We start from the raw sequence: 21,919 nt of genomic DNA, 5'->3' as shown, positions 1-21,919 counted from the left end.
TAAATGAATTACTTTGTGAACGCTGTTAAAGGCAATCAATAATAGTCGTTACTCCAATATTAGATCAAAATGATTAAGAGATTCTTTAAATACATTTTTAAATTAATGCTTTGGTTATTTGGGTTTTCAATAGTCATAGTTATAGTATTCAAGTGGGTACCCGTGCCCATTACCCCTTTAATGTTAATCAGAAATGTTGAACAGCTACAAGATGACAAAAAACTTGTTTTAAAACATGACTGGGTACCCATTGAAGCTATTTCAAAAAATTTACAATTAGCTGTTATTTGTAGTGAAGACCAAAATTTTTTGACTCATAATGGATTTGATATGGAAGCCATTGAAAAGGCTGTCGAGCACAATAAAAAGGGTAAAAGGATTAGAGGCGCAAGCTCTATTAGCCAGCAAACGGCTAAAAATGTCTTTTTGTGGCCGCAACGAAGTTGGTTTAGAAAAGGTTTAGAAACGTATTTTACGTTTCTTATAGAATTGTTTTGGTCTAAAGAACGCATCATGGAAGTGTATTTAAATAGTATTGAAATGGGCAATGGGGTATATGGTGCCGAGTCTGCTTCCCAATTCTGGTTTAAAAAGCCTGCTATTAAATTGAATAGAAACGAAGCTGCTGCAATAGCAGCGATTCTTCCAAATCCCAGACGTTATAGAGCTAATCCAGCAACAAATTATATACAAGGCAGAAAAAACTGGATTGTACGTCAAATGAATTTCTTTGGACCATTAGACTACAATCAAAAGAATGAAAAGTAAATTTGAGCTTAAAAAGCAACTATTTAATCAATGTTCTGATTTTATAGAACACCGGTTATTGGCCATAAAAAACACCATAACTGATATTCAAGAGTCTTTAGATTCTGAAACAAAAAGCAGTGCAGGTGATAAACACGAAACTGGGCGGGCCATGCTTCAATTAGAAAGAGAAAAACTGGGTCAGCAGTTAGCAGAGATACAAAAATTAAAACAAGAGCTTCTAAAAGTTAATATTGAAACTGTTTCTAAAAAAATATTTTTAGGGAGTTTGGTCTATACCTCAAAGCATAATTATTTTATGGCCATTAGCGCTGGAGAGTTGACTTATAAAAGCGAGAAATTTTACGCTATTTCTTTTTCAACGCCTATTGCAAAAGTGTTGTTAACTAAAGAAGTTGGAGACCATATTGAATTTGGAAACAGTACTTTTGCAATAACAAAAATTGTGTAATAAATAGTTCCTTTCTCGGAGAATTTTCATGAAGCAAATAGAGCGGATTATAAAGCATATTATTAAGTATAGAATTGCTATAATTGCTACTCTGGCTGTTTTAATGAGTGTTTCAGGGTATCAAACACTTAAAAAACTCAAAATAGACAATTCATTGACTATCTGGTTTTTGGAAGATGACCCTAGTTATAAGGCCTACATTGAGTTTCAAGAAAAATTTGGTTCTGATGAAATATTTATTGCCATGTTTCCGGTTGAGAATGCTCTTGACGAAAATGAAATTAATCAGTTATCCAGACTTCATGAGGCAATAGATTCACTGTCATATGTAAAAACCTCATTTAGCCTCGCCAAAGCCAAATATCCTATTTATGCTAATCAAAAAATTATTTTTGACGATTTATATAACTCGAAGAGAAGTGAAAATGGATTAAAAAACCTATTTTCAAAATTACCGAATATAACATCTCAACTAGTATCTAAGGATTATAAAAATCTATTTTTCTATGTTCAACTTAATCCAACACCAACGATTGAACAAAAACGGCAATTAATATTAGGAGAGCTTACAAGTATTATTGAAAAGCATTTTGATAATTATCATTTAACGGGTCCACCAGTTTTAAATGAAGCATATAGTAAAGGAATTTATAAGGAAAGCCTGATTTTTGGGGTTTTAACGGTATTAGTCATTACGTTAATGTTGTTGTTTTTACTGCCAAACAGGCGTTATTTAATGGTTTCACTATTAGCCGTTGCTGTTCCAGTAACACTTTTGTTTGGGATCATTACCTCTTTAGGTTTTGCATTGAATATGATTTCAATGCTTATTCCAACCATTCTTATGGTGTATAGTGTAAGTGATGCGGTACATATTATTAATATTTATCATAAAGAAGGCGTAGTCAATAAGAAGTTCAATAAAATTGAGTTATTGACACTAACTGTTCGTAAGAGTTTCACGCCATGTTTCTATACAACCTTAACAACATTTGTGGGATATTTTGCTTTATACTTATCGCCGTTGCCAGCTTTTAAAAACATGGGGATATTTACATGTATAGGTTTAATATTGAGCTTTCTTTTGGTTTATGTTATAACCATTATAGGTTTTAGTTTTATGAGCTCCAATTTTGAAACATCTAAACCTGTTTTTTCAATTAAAAATATCGGCCAAACTAATTTTATAGTATGGCTCAATAGAGTTACATCACAGTATAAAACAAGTATTGTCGTAGTATTTACCCTTGTTTTAATTTATGGAATATATGCGGTGTTTCAGGTTAAAATAGACACAAACTCTCTTGATTTATTGGCTGAAGGAAAAGCAAAACAAGACTTAAGAGCAGTTGAAAGTCAGTTGTCCGGAAGCTCAAGACTGCAATTAAATATTACGGCACTCAAGGAAGAAACTATTTTAAATAAAGAGGCCATAACATTATTGGAAAACTTTCAGACAAAACTTGAAAATAACCCATTAATTTCTGCTCCAGTTTCAATGGTTAATATAAAATCGTTTTTAGAAAAGCGATCTAAATTAGCTTCTTTCAGTAATGTGTCGCAGGAAAAAATAGAGGGTACATTATCTGGAATTGACAATGCCGATAATAGTTTTTTTAAATTATTTTCAGAAGATTTTAAATCGGCTGGTATTACCCTAAGTTTTAAAGAGATAAATACCGCTCAGCTGGAACAACTCATCCTTGATATTCAGAATGATTTTGATGATACTTTTAATACAGAAGATTATCAACTTAAAATAAATGGTTTCGCGGTGGTTTTTGCTAAACTTAACAATTTTATTTTAGAAACACAGTTGAAGTCTTTTTTTGCGGCTTTCTTTATAGCTTTTCTATGTTTATGGTTTTTTATAAAAAGTATAAAAACAACCGTGTTAGTGTTAATTCCTAATATATTGCCATTAGCTATTTTGGCTATTTTTATGAGTCTTTTAAAGATTCCCTTGGATGTTACTACGGCCATGATTACGCCTATAATGTTAGGCATTGCGATGGATGATACCATTCATTTAGTATATAAGTACAGACGAAGTAAAACTGTTTCTGGTTCACCTGAAAAAAGAATGAATAATGCCATGCACTATACAGGAAGTGCTTTATTTTCAACGACTATAGCTTTAGTGGCAGGGTTTTTAATAATAAGTTCAAGCGCGGTGCCATCTGTTAGAGATTTTGGACTACTATGCGCTATAACCGTCGCAATAGCTTTAATTACTGACATTTTTTATTTGCCCGCCTTATTAAAATCATTTGACAAATAAACTAGTTCAATATTTTAAAAAAGACAGTGGTATTTTCTTTTAATTGAGAATGGTGTTTAATAAAAACGGTTTTAGAATGATATTCCACTTCTATTAGCCATGAGTTTCCAATAAAATAAGAGGTTTTTACGCGTCCTTCTAAATCTGATTGGTGAACAATTTTAAGTTGATGCGCATACTTAATACCTTGAAGTTCAAAATCATTAAATTCATCAAAAAAAGAAGCTATAAGAGACAGTTTTGGGTCTTTATAAAGCTTTTGAGGCGTATCATTAGCAATAATTTTAGCCTCATGCAGAACAATCATAGTGTCTGAATAAGATAATACGTCCTCTTTGTCATGAGTCGCTACAATACAGGTTATTTCTTTTTCTTTCAAGTATTTAAAAAGGCTCCTTCTTAAGGATTGCTTTTTAAAATTATCAATGTGACTGAAGGGTTCATCGAGTAATAGTAATTGAGGTTGTTTGGCTAATGCCCTGGCCAAGGCTACGCGTTGTTTTTGGCCGCCACTTAATTCTTTCACTTTTGTTTTGGCGAAGGGTTCTAATTCAACAACTTCTATAAGTTCAGCAATCCTTTTTTGTTTTTCTTCCGGAAAAAAATTAGAAAGAAATTCACCAATGTTTTCTGAAACGGTTGTAAATGGCATTAAATCAAATTCTTGGGCCACATACTTGATGAATTCCGGACCAATTATGAGGTTATATTTTGGTCCTAAAATCTTAGTATCATTCCAGAAAATTTGTCCTTCATTTAAATCATAAGTTCCATATATTAATTTCAAAAGGGTGCTTTTCCCTGAGCCACTTTCTCCTATTAAAGATAGGTGTTCGCCTTTCTTAACATTAAAACTAATGTTCTCCAGTACTAGGGCGTTTTTATAACCAAATGAGATGTTTTTGATTTGTAGCATAGTACAAAAATAGTATAAAAAAATCGCCTGGATTCCAAGCGATTTTTACTTTTTAAAAGTTTCTATTTATCCTTTTATTTTTTCTTTTATTTTGCTCGGCAGGACTTTAAAACCCATATTATATAAGGTAAAACCAAAAATATCTGCATATTGTTCAATGGTTTTACTAACCGGAGTTCCGGCACCATGCCCCGCATCAGTTTCTATTCGTATTAAGGTTGGGTTTGAACCCGTTTGTTTACGCTGTAATTCAGCCGCAAATTTAAAACTATGCGCAGGTACCACACGATCATCATGATCGCCTGTAGTCACTAAAGTTGCAGGATATTCCACCCCTTCTTTTACATTATGAACAGGAGAATAAGCTTTTAAATATTCAAACATGTCTTTACTTTCTTCAGAAGTACCATAATCATAAGCCCATCCAGCTCCAGAAGTAAAGGTGTGATAGCGCAACATATCTAAAACACCAACGGCGGGTAATGCCACTTTAGCTAGATCAGGGCGTTGTGTCATCACCGCACCAACTAATAGACCACCATTGGAGCCACCTCTAATGGCTAAATAATCATGGGAAGTATATTTGTTTGCGATTAAATAGTCTCCTGCTGCGATGAAATCATCAAACACATTTTGTTTTTTTTGAAGTATGCCGGCATCATGCCATTTCCGTCCATATTCACCACCACCACGTAAATTTGGCACTGCTAATATGCCTCCTTGTTCCATCCAAACAGCATTAGCAATACTGAATGAAGGCGTTAAACTGATATTGAATCCACCATAACCATATAAAATGGTTGGGTTATTCCCGTTTAACTCAAGTCCTTTTTTATAAGTAATCAGCATGGGAATCTTTGTGCCATCTTTTGAAGTATAAAACACCTGATTACTTTCATAATCATTACTATTAAAATCTATTGCTGGCTTCCAATATAGCGCGGTTTTACCTGTTGTTGGATTTAATTCATAAATGCTTGAGGGCGTATTATAATTAGTAAAGGAATAGTATAAAGTAGGGTCTTCCTTTTTTCCTGAAAAACCTCCTGCAGAACCAGGACCGGGCAACTCAATATCTCTGATAAACGTGCCTTTAAAATCATACTGTTTTATTTTTGAAAGCGCATCTACCATATATTCAGCAAACAAATAACCACTTCCTTTTGAAATGTTCAATACATTTTCGGTTTCAGGAATGACATCCACCCAGTTCTCAGGTGTAGGATTCGATGCATCAACACTAACTACTCGTTTGTTAGGGGCATCAAGATTAGTTACAAGGAATAATGTACTGCCTTCATTTTCTATAACATTAGTTTCGCTTTCAGTGTGGTCTAAAATGGTGATTAGTTTACTATTTGGTATTGATAAATCTTTAATATAAAGTTTGTTGCCAGAGGTGGAAATTCTTGGTGTGATCACTAAGTACCTGTCATCTTCAGTAACAGTGCCATATATGTAGCGATGTTTTTCTTCCGGTTTTCCACCAAAAATTAATAGATCTTCTTTTTGTGGAGTTCCAAGTTTATGGTAATATACTTTATGTTGGTCTGTTTTAGCAGATAGTTGACTGCCATTTGGTTTATCGTAACTTGAGTAATAAAAACCTTCGTTTTTATACCAGGAAATGCCACTAAACTTAACATCAACTAAGGTGTCTTCTACAATGTTTTTAGTTTCAGCATCCAAGACAATTACTTTGCGCCAATCACTTCCTCCTTCAGAAATAGCATATGCTAGTATTTTTCCGTTTTTCGAAAAACTCATACCTCCAAGCGACACAGTCCCATCTTTAGAAAAGGTATTTGGGTCTAAAAAAACTTCAGCTTTACCTTCGCCTTTTTTTCTGTAATATACATTTTGATTTTGAAGACCCTCATTTTTTGAAAAATAGGTATAATCGCCTTCAACAAAAGGAGCGCTTAGTTTTTCGTAATTCCATAATTTTGAAAGACGTTCTTTAAGTTTATCTCGAAAAGGAATTTTTTCTAAATAATCAAAAGTAGTTTTGTTTTGAGATTTCACCCATGCCTCAGTTTCATTACTAGTATCATCTTCCAGCCAACGAAAAGGGTCTTTTACCTCAACACCAAAATAAGTGTCAGCACTATCAACAGTTTTAGTTTCGGGATACTTCACGGTTACTACATTTTTTTCAGAAAGCTCTTTTTTACAAGCAATTAACAAAACAAGCAAAAACAAGTTTAATATTAATTTTTTCATGACAAAAGATTTATTAACAAAAATAAACAATAAATAGGCTTTTATATAGAAATGTAAAGGCTTAATAGTATTTTAAAACAAGCATGTTTTATAAAATGCCTCATTTATTTAATTTTAAAAACACTACTAGAATTAGTAAGAAAGTACTAAAGATTTTTATAGTGCTATCGAAATACCTGATACATTCAATAAAATACAATGAAAAATTATTTTATTATATTTGGTACAAATCGACCGACTCCTATGAAAAATAAAATAAAAACACTTTTTCTAATTATTGTTTTTTCAACAGTTTTCTCTTGTAGTGGTGATAAACAAGAGGATATTATCATCTTAGATTCTAGAACGCTTGAAGATGTAAACGAAGATTTTAAAAACTTAGACATTCAACCTGGAATAAATGATGTTTCACTTGAATCGTTAGTTGCTGGCGTATATTGGAATTTTAGAATAATAGTTCCATCTGATGCTTCTGAAACAAATAAAAGACCCTTGGTTATGGCGTTACACGGGGCGTCGGGAGGAAGTACCACAGCTCATCAAACAACGGGTTGCTATATAGAGCCTGGACTGGAGGCGTTAAACGCCTTTATTATTAGCCCCAATGCTGGAACAGAGCAGTGGTATAGTATATCTAACCAAATTCAAGTTATAAATTTATTAACCTTGGCTAAATCAAATTTCAATATAGATGATTCAAAAGTTTTGGTTACAGGCTATAGTAATGGAGGTAATGCAAGTTGGTTATATGCAGATTTTTTTCCTCAGTATTTTACGGCAGCAATTGCAATGGCGAGTTCATACAACCCAAGAAGAGCTGATGGGTCTATTTCTAAGATAAACATTCCTTTGTATGTTATTCATAGTAATGCAGATGAATTATTTCCCATTGGAATTACAGAAGGGTTTGTTAATGACTCTAGAGGTGCTGGAAGTGATATTGAATTTGTTATAGCTGATGGATTGTCTCACTATGCTCCGTGTGATTATGTTTCTTATTTACAAGATGCCGTTACCTGGCTTCAAAATCAAATTTGGATCTAAGTTTAAACTATAATACCAAACTAAAGTGCCCTTTATAGGTTTTAATGTTGTTACTGAGATCAATAATATCGACAAAAAACCAATAATCTGAAGCGGGTAATTTTTTGCCATTGTAAGTCCCATCCCATTTAGAATCAGGAGACAATTCTTTTAAAAGTTTTCCATATCTATTGAAGATTTTAATATTTGAAATAGAATATTTATCTAATTCTAAACCTTTAATCTCCCAAAAATCATTGTTTGAATCGTTATTAGGGGTGAAAAACTTAGGAAAACCTAAAACAAAAATTTCTCGACTTGTAATATTACATTCATTTTCATTTTTCACATAAACGTTATGTATGCCTGGAGAAACATTGTAAAAAATATTTTCTATTTGATAGAAACCATTCGGATCATCGAGCGCATATGAATTCTCTAAATTTTCGGTAGTTAGGATTGTTACTTTTCCGTTGTTAATATTAATCTCTACACCTGATATTACTGGCGAAAATGATTGTATAACTTTAAAGGTTTTTACAGCTTCACATAGTGAGTTCTTATCTGTAACCTTAACAGACACAGTTTGATCGAAATATATCATAATTGAACTACTAATTTCTCCTGAGCTCCATAAAAAATCATAGTTTAAAACTAATTCTGAGTCAATTGAAGAATCTAAAATAAGAGGAAATTGATTGTAACATACCACTAATGTTTCTTCTTCAGTATTAATTGGAGGAAGTGGATTAACAATTAAATTAAACGAGCCAGAACCGTAACATTGGCCATTATCCGTGGCATAAAAATATATTGTCTTATTTGAAGACTCAAAGTTATTGTCTAATGGACTTTCAATATTAACGGCATTTTCAATTGTTTCAAAAAATTGAATATCAATTGTGCTGGACAAACCATTTAAAATAATAATACTATTTTGTTGTTCATCTAAATCAAAGATATAGTTGGCATTGTTATTAATATCGCAACCAGCCATGGCAATGGCATTAAGAGTTATGGAAGGGCTAGTAAATAATTGTAGTTTCCCTAAACTATAACATTTAGAGTTTTTTACAAAAATTTTAGTTGAAATAATTTGGTTTTGATTAGTATTTCTATAGAATTGGGGCAAACTGTTTTGGTTGTATAAATCAGTTTCAGCGTCTACATCGTTTAAATAAAAATAAACATCATAATTATCTGGATTTCCGTACGTAATGTCAGTAAGGCTATTTTCAAGATTAAATGTTGTTAAACCATCATTAGAATTATCGTCAAATAGGTCACAACTATTAAGAGACGCAAAAGGGTTTATGACGGGGGGGGTTGTGAAACTAACATTGGCCTCTCCAGTTAATAATGAATTGCATTCATCATTTGTGATGACATGTAGAGTATATAGTCCAGAAATATTGTCCCCAATAGTATTGATGTTTAATTGATTTGCAGGGCTTGGAGTAGGTAAATCAACTGTTAGTTTTCCATTATTGAATGACCATTGATATTCAGCCCCAATAATATTTTCTGCCATTAATGTATAACTCTCACCCAAACAAAGTTCTAATTCACGACTCTCAACAGTAACGGGTTCAAAAGGGTTTACAATGTTAATTTCACCTTCATAAAAAAAGGATTGAATAAATGGAGGCAACCCTTGCATAACAACATTATCGGCTCCTAAAAAGATATAATCAGTAATAAAATTACATGCTGACCCTTTTAATTCAGGAAAAAGAATGACATCTAAATAAGGAGATCCAATAGTATAGGTTTCGGGGATAGTTGCATAAATTTTTAAGTCAGGCCCTAATTGTAATCCCCCTCTGTATGCGGGTTGCTCTTCATGTATTAAAACAGCAGAATTTTTAATATTAGAACTGGATAAATCGAATTGAAATAATTTATATTCATCATCATTTATAGTAGAAGCATAAAGTTTGGTTGATTTTGGTGAAAATTCTACACCATAGGTTTGTATAGATTTATCGAATAGAGTAATACCATCGTTTATTACTTTTCCATTGCTATTATCAAAGCTATATAAATATAATCCATGATCACTGCCATATTTACCTTGATGAGCTGAAGCCAATTTTTTACCATTGGGTGAAACCTTTAAATATCCTCGAGATAATGGACTTGAAATAAAATTAACTTGAGATATTACCGGCGTGGGATTTACCCCATTTTCATCTACTTTATAAACATAGTATAAATTACTAACTAATGAAATAACCCAGACAACATTACATTCATCTCCATTTACTGCGGTGATTTTTTCAGACCAATCATAGCCATCGCTATCACCGGACAGGTCGACTGCTGAACCAATAACATCCCCCATTCCATTATTTTTATTCATATCGATAGTGTAATAATGATATCCTGAAGGGACCTGAGTAGAGCCAACAGTGAATAAATAGTATATATTAGTCAAGGTTGGATGTGGAACAATAAGTGCAGACTGAGTACTAGATTCGTCACCGAGTAAATTAATTCCTCGAGGCATTATTTTGTGATCTCTAGACCAAACAGTAGAACCATCAGAATAAAATAAAAGATTTCCACTGCCATCTGATATAGAGGCACAACCTTCAAAGGTTCTTAAACTTCCATATTGAGGAAAAGGTTTTGATGTGCCATTAAATTTTAATCCTGAACCGCTCCCAAAAAACCAACTATCGGCTTCACTTTGTGCTTGAGAAACCGAAATAAAAATTATTAATAAAAATGAAAAATATAATTTCATGTTTTGTTAATTACATGCAGTAATTTACAAAAAAATATATATAGACAAAATCAATGTAATTTTTTGAATAAAAAACTTTTACATTTTTATGTAAAAGCTTAATAGTATTTCAAAACATGAATGTTTTATAAAAGACCTCTTTCAATTAATGCTTCACCAATCTGAATAGCATTAGTTGCAGCACCTTTTCGTAAATTATCAGCAACAATCCACATATTTAAAGTGTTTGGTTGCGTTTCATCTCTTCTTAATCGCCCTACAAAAACCTCATCTTTATCATGTGCAAAGATGGGCATAGGGTATAAGTTAGTTGCCGTATCATCTTGTAAAACTACACCAGGCGTTTCACCTAGTAGTTGACGAACTTCTAATAAATCAAAATCATTTATAAACTCAACATTGACAGATTCAGAATGACCTCCAGAAGTTGGAATTCTAACGGCTGTAGCAGTAACTGAAAAAGATTTATCATTAAATATTTTCTGAGGCTCTCTGGCTAATTTCATTTCTTCCTTAGTATAGCCATTTGCTTCAAATACGTCACAATGAGGCAGTGCATTTCTTCCTATTGGGTAAGGATAAGCCATCTCTCCTTGAATGCCGGCAATTTCATTTTCTAATTGCTTAACAGCTTTTACGCCCGTACCCGAAACGGATTGATATGTTGAAACGACGACACGTTTCATTTTATATTTTTTATGAAGTGGTGCCAAAGCCATGACCATTTGAATGGTTGAACAGTTGGGGTTTGCAATAATTTTATCGTCTTTTGTTAATTCATGGGCATTGATTTCTGGAACCACCAATTTTTTAGTAGGATCCATTCTCCAGGCAGATGAATTATCAATGACCGTGGTGCCTGCGGCGGCAAATTTTGGAGCCCATTCAAGAGACGTGCCTCCACCAGCTGAAAAAATAGCAACATGTGGTTTAGCAGCAACTGCTTCTTCTAAACCAATAACCGTATATTCTTTGTTTTTATAAATCAATTGTTTGCCAACAGAACGTTCTGAAGCTACTAAAAATAATTCTGTAATAGGGAAATTTCTTTCTGCAAGAACTTTTAACATGACTTCGCCAACCATACCTGTGGCACCAACAACAGCAACTTTCATATGTTTTATTTTAAAAAAAATTAATAAGATTTGGTGAGCAAAATTAGGTATTAATTACGTTGTAAAAATGAAAAAAAGACCTCAATTTTTTAAAAGAAGGCCTTTTTAACAACAAATAACACATTGTTATTTATTTAACATATTGTTATTTTTTAAGCAAATCTCTGATTTCTTTTAGTAAATCATTATCAGAAGGTCCTGATGGCGCTGGTGCTGGTGCCGGTTTTTTCATTTTTCCGTAGGCTTTTATAATGATAAACATCACTAAACCAACAATAACTAAATTAACTAGTGTATTTATCCAGGCACCATATCTGATAGCATTTTCTGCAATAGCAGCGGCATCGCCATTGGCAGGAACCGCTTCAGTAAGGACTATTTTTAAATTGGCAAAATCAACGCCACCAGTAAAATGTCCTACAAAAGGCATTACAATGTCATTTACAAAACCATTTACAACCAGACCAACGGCCCCGGCCATAATCACAGCAACTGCAAATTCAATGACGTTACCCGTCATTATAAAATTTTTGAATTCTTTTAACATGATTATAATTTTTAGTTAGTGAACTACTAAAATAATCAAAAAAGTGAAAACATTAACATTTGTTAATCTCCTTATTTTATGTAAACCCGTTTTACGCGTTTTGAAATAGCCGTAATAAGTTCATAAGAAATAGTATGTACCGTTTCAGCTAATAATTCTGCAGTTTGCTCAGGGCCAAACACAATCACTTCATCACCTTCTTTGCAATCAATGTGTGTAATGTTTACCATAATCATATCCATACAAACATTACCAATAATGGGCGCAGGCTTACCATGAATGTGCACAAATCCTTTACCATTGCCATATTGTCTTCCAATACCATCGGCATGACCAATGGGCAACGTAGCTGTTTTCATGAAACCGTCACTTTTATAAGCTCTATTATATCCAACAGATTTCCCTTTTTCAATAGCGTGTATTTGGGAAATAATTGTTTTTAAAGTGCTTATTGGTTTGAAGTGAACATTTTCTTTTTTAGAATTTCCAAAGCCATATAGACCAATACCGGTGCGAACCATATCAAAATGGGCTTCAGGATAATTTAATATACCAGAAGTATTACAAATATGAAGCATGGGCTTATACCCTAATTTAATAATAAAATTTTCAGAAATATTTTTAAAAGAACTTATTTGATTTAGCGTAAAATCTTTTTCATTTAAATCTTCGCTAGCGGCTAAATGAGAAAATAGTGATTTGACCTTTATACAGTTATTCTCTTTGAGCTTTGAAATCAAATAATTAACATCATTTTCGGAAAATCCAAGGCGATTTAAGCCTGTATTGAATTTGATGTGAACAGGATAATGAGTTTGATCTTCTTGAGAGGCTATCGCTATAAATTCATTAAAAATTTTGGCATTATATAGGCTCGGCTCCAAACAATGATCAATTAATAGTTTAAAGTTAATTGCTTGAGGATGCAGAACCAAAATAGGTTTGGTGACACCTGCATTTCGTAATGCAATACCTTCATGTGCATGAGCTACTGCAAAATAATCAATATTTAAATCTTGAAGAAAAAGCGAAATTTCATTAGCATCACTTCCGTAAGCAAATGCCTTAACAACACCCATCATTTGTGTGCCTTGTTGAACTCTTGATTTTAAATACTCAAAATTATGTTTGAGTGCCTGTAAATCAATTTCAAGGATGGTTTCTTGCGCTTTAGGCATCTGTGTTTTTTGGTTTTGAAGTCACTTCTTCTGCATCATTGACCTTCATGTTACGCACTTTATCTCGCATCATGGCTTTATAAAAGGCAGCCCTGCTTAAAGGCTCATATTCTTCAACTTCTCCTAAAAGTACTAAGTTGTCATTTTTAGATTTCCGGTAGCTATATTGTGCTAAATTACCTGTTCTGGTACAAACAGCATGCACTTTGGTTACATACTCAGCAGTTGCCATTAAATTAGGCATGGGGCCAAAAGGATTCCCTTTAAAATCCATATCCAGGCCAGCAACAATGACGCGTACACCTTTATTTGCTAAATCATTACAAACACGTATAATTTCGTCATCAAAAAACTGAGCTTCATCAATACCAACCACATCACAGCCATCGGCTAAAATAGGAATATTAGCGGCGGCTGGAACTGGTGTTGAACGTATTTCATTGGCATCATGAGAGACTACCATGGTTTCATTATAGCGCACATCAATAGCAGGTTTAAAAATCTCTACTTTTTGTCTTGCAAATTGGGCACGCTTAAGCCTGCGGATTAATTCTTCTGTTTTTCCAGAAAACATAGAGCCACAGATCACTTCAATCCACCCAAATTGTTCTTTCTGATTTACGGTATTTTCGAGAAACATTTTGTAATTTTAACACTAAAACAAACCAAATATTCGTTTGCATAAAGGTGGCGTAAATTTATTAAAAATAAAAGCCTAAATAATAGAAATCTAAAAAATTAAAAATAATGAAGAAGAAGCTAGAATCTGACCTAATGAGTATAGCACACAGAATTCTAAAACTAAAAGGAAAGGAAGATGTCATAAAAATGCATATAGAAGTTCAAGCTCTTTATGAAAAGCTGGCGGTATTAAAGTTTGCTCATGAAAATTTTGAAGATGACATTCCAACTCTTGGAAATGATTCCTCTTTCTTTGATATGCTGGATACCGCATTTAATAACACTATAAGTGATACCATTGAGGTTGAAGATAAAATTTATATCAATCTTGATGAAACAGACCAAGAGTCAATTATGGAACCTGGGATGAAAACCATTAAAGATATGGTAGCTCATATGCCTTTGGAAACCAAGAATGAAGATGAGGTATTAGACCAAGTTTTATCCAAAAAACGGATTGATAAAGATGATTTAGAAAGCTTAACCGCCGATTTTAAAAATATGCCTGTTTTTGACGCCATTTCTAAAAATATCAATGGATTGACTGAGGAAAAAAAATCTTTAAATGATAGGCTAAAAGCGAATACTTTAAATATCGGATTAAATGATAAATTGGCCTTTATAAAACATTTGTTTGAAGGAAAAGCTGAAGACTATGAGCGCGTATTATCTCAGGTGAATACTGCCAGCAGTTTTATAGAAGCGAGTAAACTTATCAAAAGTATTGTAAAGCCAGACTATAATAATTGGATAGGCAAAGAAGTTTATGAAGAACGTTTTATGGAAATTATAGAAAGTAAATTTAATTAATGAGTAAACTCTATATTGTTCCAACGCCTATTGGGAATTTAAAAGACATGACTTTTAGAGCCGTGGAGGTTTTAAATGAAGTCGATTTAATTCTTGCCGAAGATACCCGTACCTCAGGAAAACTATTAAAGCATTATGAGATTACAACACATATGCAATCACACCACATGCATAATGAACATAAAACCGTTGAAAATCTCATTCAAAAATTAAAAAGCGGAATGAGTGTGGCTTTAATTAGCGATGCTGGGACGCCGGCTATTTCAGACCCCGGTTTTTTAATAACAAGAGCTTGTATTGAAAATAATATAGAAGTAGATTGTTTACCAGGCGCAACTGCTTTTGTGCCCGCATTGGTGAATTCCGGGTTGCCAAATGACAAATTTGTATTTGAAGGTTTTTTGCCAGTAAAAAAAGGAAGACAAACTCGCTTATTGTTCTTAGCTGAAGAAACCAGAACCATTATTTTTTATGAAAGCCCGCATAAACTTTTAAAAACCTTAGCCAATTTTTGCGAGTATTTTGGTGAAGACCGGCAAGTCTCTGTTTCCAGAGAACTCACCAAATTATATGAAGAAACCATTCGTGGAACCGCCAAAGAGGTTTTAGTCTATTATACGAACAAACCACCAAAAGGTGAGATTGTGATTTGTGTTGGTGGGAAAACTCATAAATAAGATTTTATAAGTCAACAAAAAACTCCTTGTATTTTATAAACTCTTGAGGATTTGCTTTTATATCTATTCTTTTTATTTCCTCACCATTCCCATCAAGTTCTACTAAATAATGATTGTCTCCTTGATCTAACATGCGCAAATAGACCTTTAAACTGCCGTCTTCATTATAAAATTTTATAGCTTCAAAATTATCATAATTAGACGATATGTGTTCTGAAAACATTTTCCCATTTTTAATATTTTGAGTTATGGTTTTCCCATCTTTAATAAACATTTGAGAGAGGATGTTTCCAATGATATCATATGAAATAGATTCTACTGCTTTTTCATTTTCAATTCTTGATTCATTTTGAATTTGGCCACTTTCAAAATATGAAATGCTTTTACCATAACGATTACCATTTTTGTAGGTTTTTACATTTTTCAATGCCCCTGATAGATAAAAAGTTTTGTCATCTCCATTAAGTTTACCATTTAAATAACTTGAGCAAGAAAATTTTTCTCCGTTATCATGAAACACAATGTAATCACCATTTAATATGCCTTCATTTAATTTAAATTCCTCCCATTTCTTTAACTTATTGCCTACCAAAAAATGACCAGTCATTGGCTTTCGTGTAGTGTTATCGCGGTAAACGCTAATTCCATTATATGAATCCATGAAGTATGAATTTCTCTCAATGAGTTTAAATGTCAATTCAGTTTTTTCTTCTTTACAACTAAAAGAAAGACTTAAAGACAAAAGGACGACTATTGTGGATGCTCCTTTAAAAAAAGATTTCATTGGCTATAATTTTAAATGTGCTTCCCTTTTTCCCATCCATGCTTCCCTAAGTATTGGTTACCACTTTCAACCGCACCATCTTCAATACTGGTTCCCATACTGTCATTCCATCTATTCAGATAGCCAAACAATGCTATCACACCAAGCATTTCTACAATCTCACCTTCATCCCAAAATTTATACAATCGTTTTTTTATAGACTCATCAACTGCGTTAGGCACCTGAGAAGCCGCTAAACTAAAATCTAAAGCAGCGCGTTCTGCCTCATTAAAAGCGCGATGCGTTCTGTATTCCCAAATATTATCTAACTGTTCTTGTTCGGCACCATAGCGTTCCGCAGCTCTTATGGCATGTGCCTGACAATACCGGCAACCTGTGGCATTACTACTGACCCAGGCTATCATACGTTTTAAAGCAGAAGTCACTCTGCCTTCATTAGCCATAACCGCTTTATTCAAATTAATAAACGCTTTACTGATGGCCGGACGGCGTTGCATGGTTAATACGGAGTTAGGACAAAAGCCTAAAGTCTCATTAAAAAATTCTGCAAGGTTTTTGGTTTCTAAATCGTGGTCTGCAGAGAGCGGTGTAACTAATGGCATAGGATGTTTTTTTTAGTAATTTTATATGTATTTTTGATATATACAAGTAACAAAAAATAATACAGAAATGACGAATCATATTACAACAACCTGGAAAGGAAATATGAAGTTTGAAAGTACCAATCCATCTGGACATAATTTGTTTATTGATGCAGGTCCTGAAAATGACGGAAAAGGAGAAGGCTATAGACCTAAAGCATTGATGTTGTCTGCGTTGGCTGGTTGTTCGGGCTTGGATGTAGCCTCATTAATAAAAAAAATGAAGCTAAAGGTTACCGATTTTAAAATTGAAATAGAGGCTAATCTCACAGAAGAACATCCAAAATATTATGATAAAGTCACTGTGGAATTTCATTTTTTTGGAAATGAACTCAATGAAAGCAAACTTCAAAAGGCCGTTGATTTATCCATTGAAAAATATTGTGGTGTTATGGAAATGTTTCGTCAATTTTCAGAGTTAAAAATAGAAACTCATTTCCATAATCAATAGCCTGTAGAATCAGCCTTTAACCTTGATATAAAAATGCGGTGGACACTAAAACCTAAACCGGAATCCTCTAAAATTGAAGCATTACAAAAAGCACTTCAAGTAGATCCTATTATTGCAACTCTGCTATTAGAAAGAGAAATTGAAACCTTTGAGGAGGCAAAAAAGTTTTTCAGGCCAAGTCTGAGTGATTTACATAATCCATTCTTAATGAAAGATATGGATAAAGCCGTTACCAGAATAGAAAAAGCCATTACAAACAAGGAGAATATTTTAGTTTATGGTGATTATGATGTTGATGGGACCACGTCAGTTGCATTAATGTCTTCTTATTTAAAAACCAGACATGAGCTTGTTCTGACTTATATTCCAAACCGCTATGATGAAGGTTATGGTATTTCTTATAAGGGAATCAATTTTGCTGTAGAAAATGATTTCACACTTATTATTGCTCTAGATTGCGGAATAAAAGCGGTAGAAAAGGTAGCTTATGCCAAAGAATTAGGGATTGATTTTATTATTTGTGATCATCACAGACCCGGAGATGATATTCCAGACGCGGTGGCTGTTTTAGACCCAAAACAAGACGATTGTAATTATCCTTATAAAGAATTGTGTGGTTGTGGCGTAGGTTTTAAATTGATTCAAGCCTTAAATTCAAAAGAGGGAAAAGGCGTTAAAGATCTTGTTGAATATCTTGACTTAGTGGCCACTGCCATTGGCGCAGACATCGTTCCCATTACGGGAGAAAATAGAGTATTAGCCTATTTTGGATTGCAGGTAATAAATACTTTTCCGAGACCAGGTATAAAAGCATTGCTAGAACAAGTTAATAAGACGGAATTGACTATTACAGATGTTGTATTTGTAGTAGCACCAAGAATTAATGCTGCAGGAAGAATGAAACACGGCAATTATGCCGTGACATTATTAGTGGAAACGGAATATGAGAAAGCGCTGCAGTTTGCGGCAGAGATTGAGGAATATAATTCCGATAGAAGAGAAGAAGATAAACGTATTACCGAAGAGGCTCTTATTCAAATAGAACAGTTAGGCGAGCAAAATAATTTAACAACGGTGGTATATCAGGAAGATTGGCACAAAGGGGTTATTGGTATCGTGGCTTCCAGGTTAACAGAAACCTATTACAGACCAACCTTGGTGTTTACCAGAAGCGGGGACAAACTGGCTGCATCGGCGCGCTCAGTCAGAGATTTTGATATTTATAATGTTATTGAAGCATGCAGTGAATTTATTGAACAATTTGGTGGACATAAATATGCCGCAGGATTAACAATGAAAGAAGAAAACTATCAGGCATTTAAACAGGCTTTTGAAGATGAGGTTTCAAAAACAATCGATAGATCCTTATTGATTCCTGAAATTAAAATTGATGCGAAAATTGATTTAAAAGATATTAGCCCCAAATTTTATAGAATTATTAAACAGTTTGCTCCTTATGGACCAGAAAATATGACTCCGGTTTTTATGACAGAAGACTTAAAAGATACGGGGTATGGAAAATGCGTTGGAGCAGACAAAACACATTTAAGAATGACTGTTGTTCAACCTGGTTCTAACGCTTTGGTAGCTATTGGTTTTGGTATGGGAGATAAAGTCGATCTAATTACTGATAATAAACTTTTTAAAGTGGTTTACTCGGTTGATGAGAATGAATGGAATGGCAATGTTAGTCTGCAACTCAAATTAAGAGACGTGAAAGCGAATGATTCAGAATAAATGAATAAGAATGACCCATATGCAGCCTTGAGAATTAAGGAATTCAATATTTTTTTATTACTCAGATTGGTGTTAGTCTTTGGTTGGTCCATGCAATTTATAGTTATAGAATGGCAGGTCTACAGTCTTACAAAAGATCCGTTGTCACTTGGACTTATTGGGTTGATGGAAATCGTTCCGGCATTTACTATGGCTTTGTTTGCCGGACATATAGTAGATCAAAGAGAGAAGAGAAATCTTTTAGCTACAATTATAGCAGCCTTTTCACTCATTAGTTTAGGCCTATTTTTACTTACCTGGCCCGTAGTTGTTTCATCATGGTCTACACATACTATTTTATATTGTATTTATGCTTTAGTGTTTTTTGGAGGGTTTTTGCGCTCCTTTTTTGGCCCAACCATTTTTTCGTTAATCGCATTAATAGTGCCTAAAAAATTATATGCCAACGCAGCTACCTGGAGCAGTTCAACCTGGCAAATGGCATCTGTTTTGGGCCCTGCTTTTGCTGGCTTTTCTATTGGCTGGATTGGTGTTCATTGGTCCCTTTGCATCATTTTCGGATTGATTATTTTGTCATTGTTTATTGTTTTTAGAATTAAGAAAAAGCCTATTTTAAATCCAAAAATTGGAGAGCCAGTAATTAAAAGTTTAAAAGAAGGCGTTCAGTTTGTTTTTAAAACAAAGGCTATTTTAGGAGCCATAACTTTAGATATGGTAGCCGTTTTATTTGGTGGAGCGGTTGCCTTATTACCCATATTTGCGCAAGATATTTTAAAGGTAGGTTCAGAAGGTTTTGGGGTTTTAAGAGCGGCACCTGCTGTAGGGGCTTTTTTAACCATGTTAATTACGGCCTATTTACCTATTAGTAAAAATGCCGGTTTAAAACTATTGGGGGCTATTTTTGGATTTGGTGTATGTATCATTGTTTTTGGCCTTTCGTCAATATTTTGGGTTTCTGTTCTGGCCCTATTTTTTAGTGGTGTTACCGACGGGGTTTCTATGGTGATAAGACAAACTATTTTACAAATAAAAACACCTGATCATATGCGTGGAAGAGTAGCGTCTGTGAACTCTATGTTTGTGGGCTCTTCAAATGAGCTGGGAGCTTTTGAAAGTGGTTTAACGGCTAAACTTATGGGAACCGTAACAGCTGTTGTGTTTGGAGGCACTATGACCTTAATTACGGTTGTAACTACTGGTATTGTGTCTCCGTCATTTAGAAAATTAGACCTTAGAAAGGATATTGAAGATCACGAAAAGGATTAATATTTTTTTAATTCCATTTTGTCACCATCAAAAACACCATAGGTGTAATATCCAATCCAGTCGCCCAGATTGATATATTTTGAAGAGGGGTTAAGTTGAATTTCTAATGGCAAATGTCTGTGGCCAAATATAAAAAAGTCCCTGTGTTTTTCTTCTAATTTTTTTTGACTGTATTGCGCCAGCCATTCATTTTCCTCACCAAGAAACTGAGCATCATCATCACCAGAAATCAATTTGTTTTTTACTGATAGATATTGTGCAATGCGCATACCAACATCAGGATGAACCCATCTGAATACCCATTTAAAAAAAGGATTAGTAAACACTTTTTTCATACGTTTATAACCTTTGTCAGCAGGGCCCAACCCATCGCCATGACCAATAAAAAAGATTTTATTATTGAGCACAAACTCTTCTGCTTGGTGATAAACAGGAATGTTTAATTCAGTTTTAAAATAGTCATCCATCCATAAATCATGATTACCAACAAAGAAATAAACAGGGATTCCAGAATCACTTATTTCAGCTAGTTTTCCCAAAGTTCTGGTAAAGCCTTTGGGAATAACGGTTTTATATTCAAACCAAAAATCAAATAAATCACCTAAAAGAAAAATAGCTGCCGCATCCTGTTTAATGTCATCTAACCAAGCTACAAATTTCTTTTCTCTTGGGGCCGAAGCATCTTTAGTTGGAGCTCCAAGATGATTATCTGAAGCGAAATATATTTTTTTACCTTTCGGAAAAGTTATAAAATTATTTCCCATTATCGCTAGCGTACCACTCCGCAAAGGAAGTGTCAGTTTCTTGAAGTTTTAAAGAATGTAATTCAATATGATCTGGTAATCTGCTTTTAATTTTTTTAGAGAAATCAATAACCATCATTTCACTTGTTGGCTGGTAATCTACCAATAATACGTTATGACCACGATCGGCCAGTTCTTTGGCCAACTCCACGTGTGGTGTATTTTTATTAAAAACGGTGGCATGATCAAATACATTTACAATTTCTTCTTTAACAATGCGTTTTAAATCGCCAAAATCAATAACCATCCCAAATTTTACATGTGTATTGTCTTTAATAGGCTTACCAATAACGGTGACAGAAAGTTTGTAACTATGTCCGTGTACATTTTTACATTTACCATCATAGCCATAAAGGGCATGGCCTGTTTCAAAAGAGAATTGTTTTGTAATGCGAATATTACCCATTTATAATAAATTAAAGCACAAAGATATTCATTTTGTAAAAGCTATTGGGCTTTAAGTTTTATTTGATTGTAATATTCCAATAATTTAAAACCAAATACCTAGCTAAAATTAATGGCTAACGTTTTTTAACTCTGTTAACCACATAAACAACTATGAGCACTAGAGCCAGGATTAAAAACAATCCATTACCACTTAAAAAATTTATAAAATCCATTAGTCTTTATTTATTCTGTTTTTATTGTATCTGTAAATCATATAAGCTATGGCCACTAAAATCACAAAAGGAAGCATAGAGCCTATAAAAACACCTATTTCATAATTTGAATCAGGAGCGCTTTTTAATTTATCTTCAATATTAATGTCTTGAGCAAGAGTTATTAATAACATTTAAGGCAAAATTAGTATTCAAAGT

General features: G+C 33.6%; 21 protein-coding genes. 9 read left to right on the top strand and 12 right to left on the bottom strand.

Annotated features, from left to right (window positions below):
- The first annotated feature begins 69 nt into the window (after positions 1-69).
- The 3 genes from mtgA to V8G56_RS00705 are packed head-to-tail and all read left to right on the top strand — an operon-like array spanning position 70 to position 3,500.
- Positions 70-768: a monofunctional biosynthetic peptidoglycan transglycosylase gene (gene mtgA, locus V8G56_RS00715; protein WP_395436521.1), complete on the top strand. Its 699-nt coding sequence runs from the start codon at positions 70-72 to the stop codon at positions 766-768.
- Positions 758-1,219, top strand: a complete 462-nt coding sequence (locus V8G56_RS00710) for a 3-oxoacyl-ACP synthase (RefSeq protein ID WP_395436519.1) — start codon at positions 758-760, stop codon at positions 1,217-1,219. The genes mtgA and V8G56_RS00710 overlap by 11 nt, the downstream gene beginning before the upstream one ends.
- 28 nt (positions 1,220-1,247) lie before the next feature.
- On the top strand, positions 1,248-3,500 hold the full coding sequence (locus V8G56_RS00705; RefSeq protein WP_395436518.1) for an efflux RND transporter permease subunit: 2,253 nt from the start codon (positions 1,248-1,250) through the stop codon (positions 3,498-3,500).
- A 1-nt stretch (position 3,501) separates the two neighbouring features.
- Here the strand turns inward: V8G56_RS00705 and V8G56_RS00700 are convergent, their stop codons facing one another.
- Both V8G56_RS00700 and V8G56_RS00695 read right to left on the bottom strand, forming a co-directional pair.
- On the bottom strand, positions 3,502-4,416 hold the full coding sequence (locus V8G56_RS00700; protein ID WP_395436517.1) for an ABC transporter ATP-binding protein: 915 nt from the start codon (positions 4,414-4,416) through the stop codon (positions 3,502-3,504).
- A gap of 66 nt (positions 4,417-4,482) precedes the next feature.
- Entirely contained in the window at positions 4,483-6,639 is a 2,157-nt protein-coding gene (locus V8G56_RS00695) for a prolyl oligopeptidase family serine peptidase (RefSeq protein ID WP_395436516.1), read from the bottom strand.
- Positions 6,640-6,882: 243 nt separating this feature from the next.
- On the opposite strand from V8G56_RS00695, the gene V8G56_RS00690 reads away from it, so the two are divergent.
- The gene (locus V8G56_RS00690) at positions 6,883-7,683 is read left to right on the top strand and encodes a carboxylesterase family protein (protein ID WP_395436515.1); all 801 of its coding nucleotides are present in this window, start codon (positions 6,883-6,885) and stop codon (positions 7,681-7,683) included.
- Between the two features lie 7 nt (positions 7,684-7,690).
- Here V8G56_RS00690 and V8G56_RS00685 read toward each other — a convergent pair whose 3' ends face one another.
- From V8G56_RS00685 to V8G56_RS00665, 5 genes are all read right to left on the bottom strand, one after another.
- A complete protein-coding gene (locus tag V8G56_RS00685; RefSeq protein ID WP_395436514.1) occupies positions 7,691-10,411 on the bottom strand; it encodes a T9SS type B sorting domain-containing protein in 2,721 nt (906 codons plus the stop codon).
- 125 nt (positions 10,412-10,536) lie between these two features.
- On the bottom strand, positions 10,537-11,526 hold the full coding sequence (locus tag V8G56_RS00680; protein ID WP_395436513.1) for an aspartate-semialdehyde dehydrogenase: 990 nt from the start codon (positions 11,524-11,526) through the stop codon (positions 10,537-10,539).
- A gap of 145 nt (positions 11,527-11,671) precedes the next feature.
- Complete coding sequence (gene mscL / locus V8G56_RS00675; RefSeq protein WP_395436512.1) at positions 11,672-12,073, bottom strand: large conductance mechanosensitive channel protein MscL; 402 nt, start codon at positions 12,071-12,073, stop codon at positions 11,672-11,674.
- Positions 12,074-12,144: 71 nt separating this feature from the next.
- Positions 12,145-13,251 (bottom strand): alanine racemase, encoded by a 1,107-nt coding sequence (gene alr, locus V8G56_RS00670; protein ID WP_395436511.1) that lies wholly within the window; start codon positions 13,249-13,251, stop codon positions 12,145-12,147.
- Entirely contained in the window at positions 13,244-13,891 is a 648-nt protein-coding gene (locus tag V8G56_RS00665; RefSeq protein ID WP_331629878.1) for a thymidine kinase, read from the bottom strand. Before V8G56_RS00665 ends, alr begins: the two co-directional genes overlap by 8 nt.
- 107 nt (positions 13,892-13,998) lie before the next feature.
- Between V8G56_RS00665 and V8G56_RS00660 the strand changes: the two genes are divergently transcribed.
- Together V8G56_RS00660 and rsmI are read left to right on the top strand one after the other, a co-directional pair.
- Positions 13,999-14,742, top strand: coding sequence for a hypothetical protein (locus tag V8G56_RS00660; RefSeq protein ID WP_395436510.1), 744 nt, complete (start codon positions 13,999-14,001; stop codon positions 14,740-14,742).
- Positions 14,742-15,419 (top strand): 16S rRNA (cytidine(1402)-2'-O)-methyltransferase, encoded by a 678-nt coding sequence (rsmI, locus tag V8G56_RS00655; RefSeq protein WP_395436508.1) that lies wholly within the window; start codon positions 14,742-14,744, stop codon positions 15,417-15,419. The genes V8G56_RS00660 and rsmI overlap by 1 nt, the downstream gene beginning before the upstream one ends.
- Before the next feature lie 4 nt (positions 15,420-15,423).
- On the opposite strand, the gene V8G56_RS00650 is transcribed toward rsmI, so the two are convergent.
- The gene (locus tag V8G56_RS00650; protein ID WP_395436507.1) at positions 15,424-16,203 is read right to left on the bottom strand and encodes a toxin-antitoxin system YwqK family antitoxin; all 780 of its coding nucleotides are present in this window, start codon (positions 16,201-16,203) and stop codon (positions 15,424-15,426) included.
- A gap of 11 nt (positions 16,204-16,214) precedes the next feature.
- Positions 16,215-16,805 (bottom strand): carboxymuconolactone decarboxylase family protein, encoded by a 591-nt coding sequence (locus tag V8G56_RS00645; protein WP_395436506.1) that lies wholly within the window; start codon positions 16,803-16,805, stop codon positions 16,215-16,217.
- 67 nt (positions 16,806-16,872) lie between these two features.
- On the opposite strand from V8G56_RS00645, the gene V8G56_RS00640 reads away from it, so the two are divergent.
- Genes V8G56_RS00640 through V8G56_RS00630 form a run of 3 tightly spaced genes read left to right on the top strand, consistent with a single transcriptional unit; the run spans position 16,873 to position 20,298 of the window.
- The gene (locus tag V8G56_RS00640) at positions 16,873-17,295 is read left to right on the top strand and encodes an OsmC family protein (protein WP_395436505.1); all 423 of its coding nucleotides are present in this window, start codon (positions 16,873-16,875) and stop codon (positions 17,293-17,295) included.
- 33 nt (positions 17,296-17,328) lie between these two features.
- The gene (gene recJ / locus V8G56_RS00635) at positions 17,329-19,032 is read left to right on the top strand and encodes a single-stranded-DNA-specific exonuclease RecJ (RefSeq protein ID WP_395436504.1); all 1,704 of its coding nucleotides are present in this window, start codon (positions 17,329-17,331) and stop codon (positions 19,030-19,032) included.
- Entirely contained in the window at positions 19,033-20,298 is a 1,266-nt protein-coding gene (locus V8G56_RS00630) for an MFS transporter (protein ID WP_395436503.1), read from the top strand.
- Here V8G56_RS00630 and V8G56_RS00625 read toward each other — a convergent pair.
- From V8G56_RS00625 to V8G56_RS00615, 3 genes are all read right to left on the bottom strand, one after another.
- Positions 20,295-21,047, bottom strand: a complete 753-nt coding sequence (locus tag V8G56_RS00625; RefSeq protein WP_395437591.1) for a UDP-2,3-diacylglucosamine diphosphatase — start codon at positions 21,045-21,047, stop codon at positions 20,295-20,297. The two genes, V8G56_RS00630 and V8G56_RS00625, sit on opposite strands and share 4 nt — an antisense overlap.
- A gap of 4 nt (positions 21,048-21,051) precedes the next feature.
- Positions 21,052-21,507: a 6-pyruvoyl trahydropterin synthase family protein gene (locus V8G56_RS00620; RefSeq protein ID WP_395436502.1), complete on the bottom strand. Its 456-nt coding sequence runs from the start codon at positions 21,505-21,507 to the stop codon at positions 21,052-21,054.
- Positions 21,508-21,720: 213 nt separating this feature from the next.
- Positions 21,721-21,894: a hypothetical protein gene (locus V8G56_RS00615; RefSeq protein WP_395436501.1), complete on the bottom strand. Its 174-nt coding sequence runs from the start codon at positions 21,892-21,894 to the stop codon at positions 21,721-21,723.
- Positions 21,895-21,919 lie beyond the last annotated feature (25 nt).

Origin of the sequence: Gaetbulibacter aquiaggeris (assembly GCF_044003965.1) — a bacterium.
GTDB classification, from domain to species: Bacteria; Bacteroidota; Bacteroidia; order Flavobacteriales; family Flavobacteriaceae; genus Yeosuana; species Yeosuana aquiaggeris.
The sequence above is the reverse complement of the archived record's forward strand: the minus strand, read 5'-3'. Positions and strand labels throughout refer to the sequence as shown.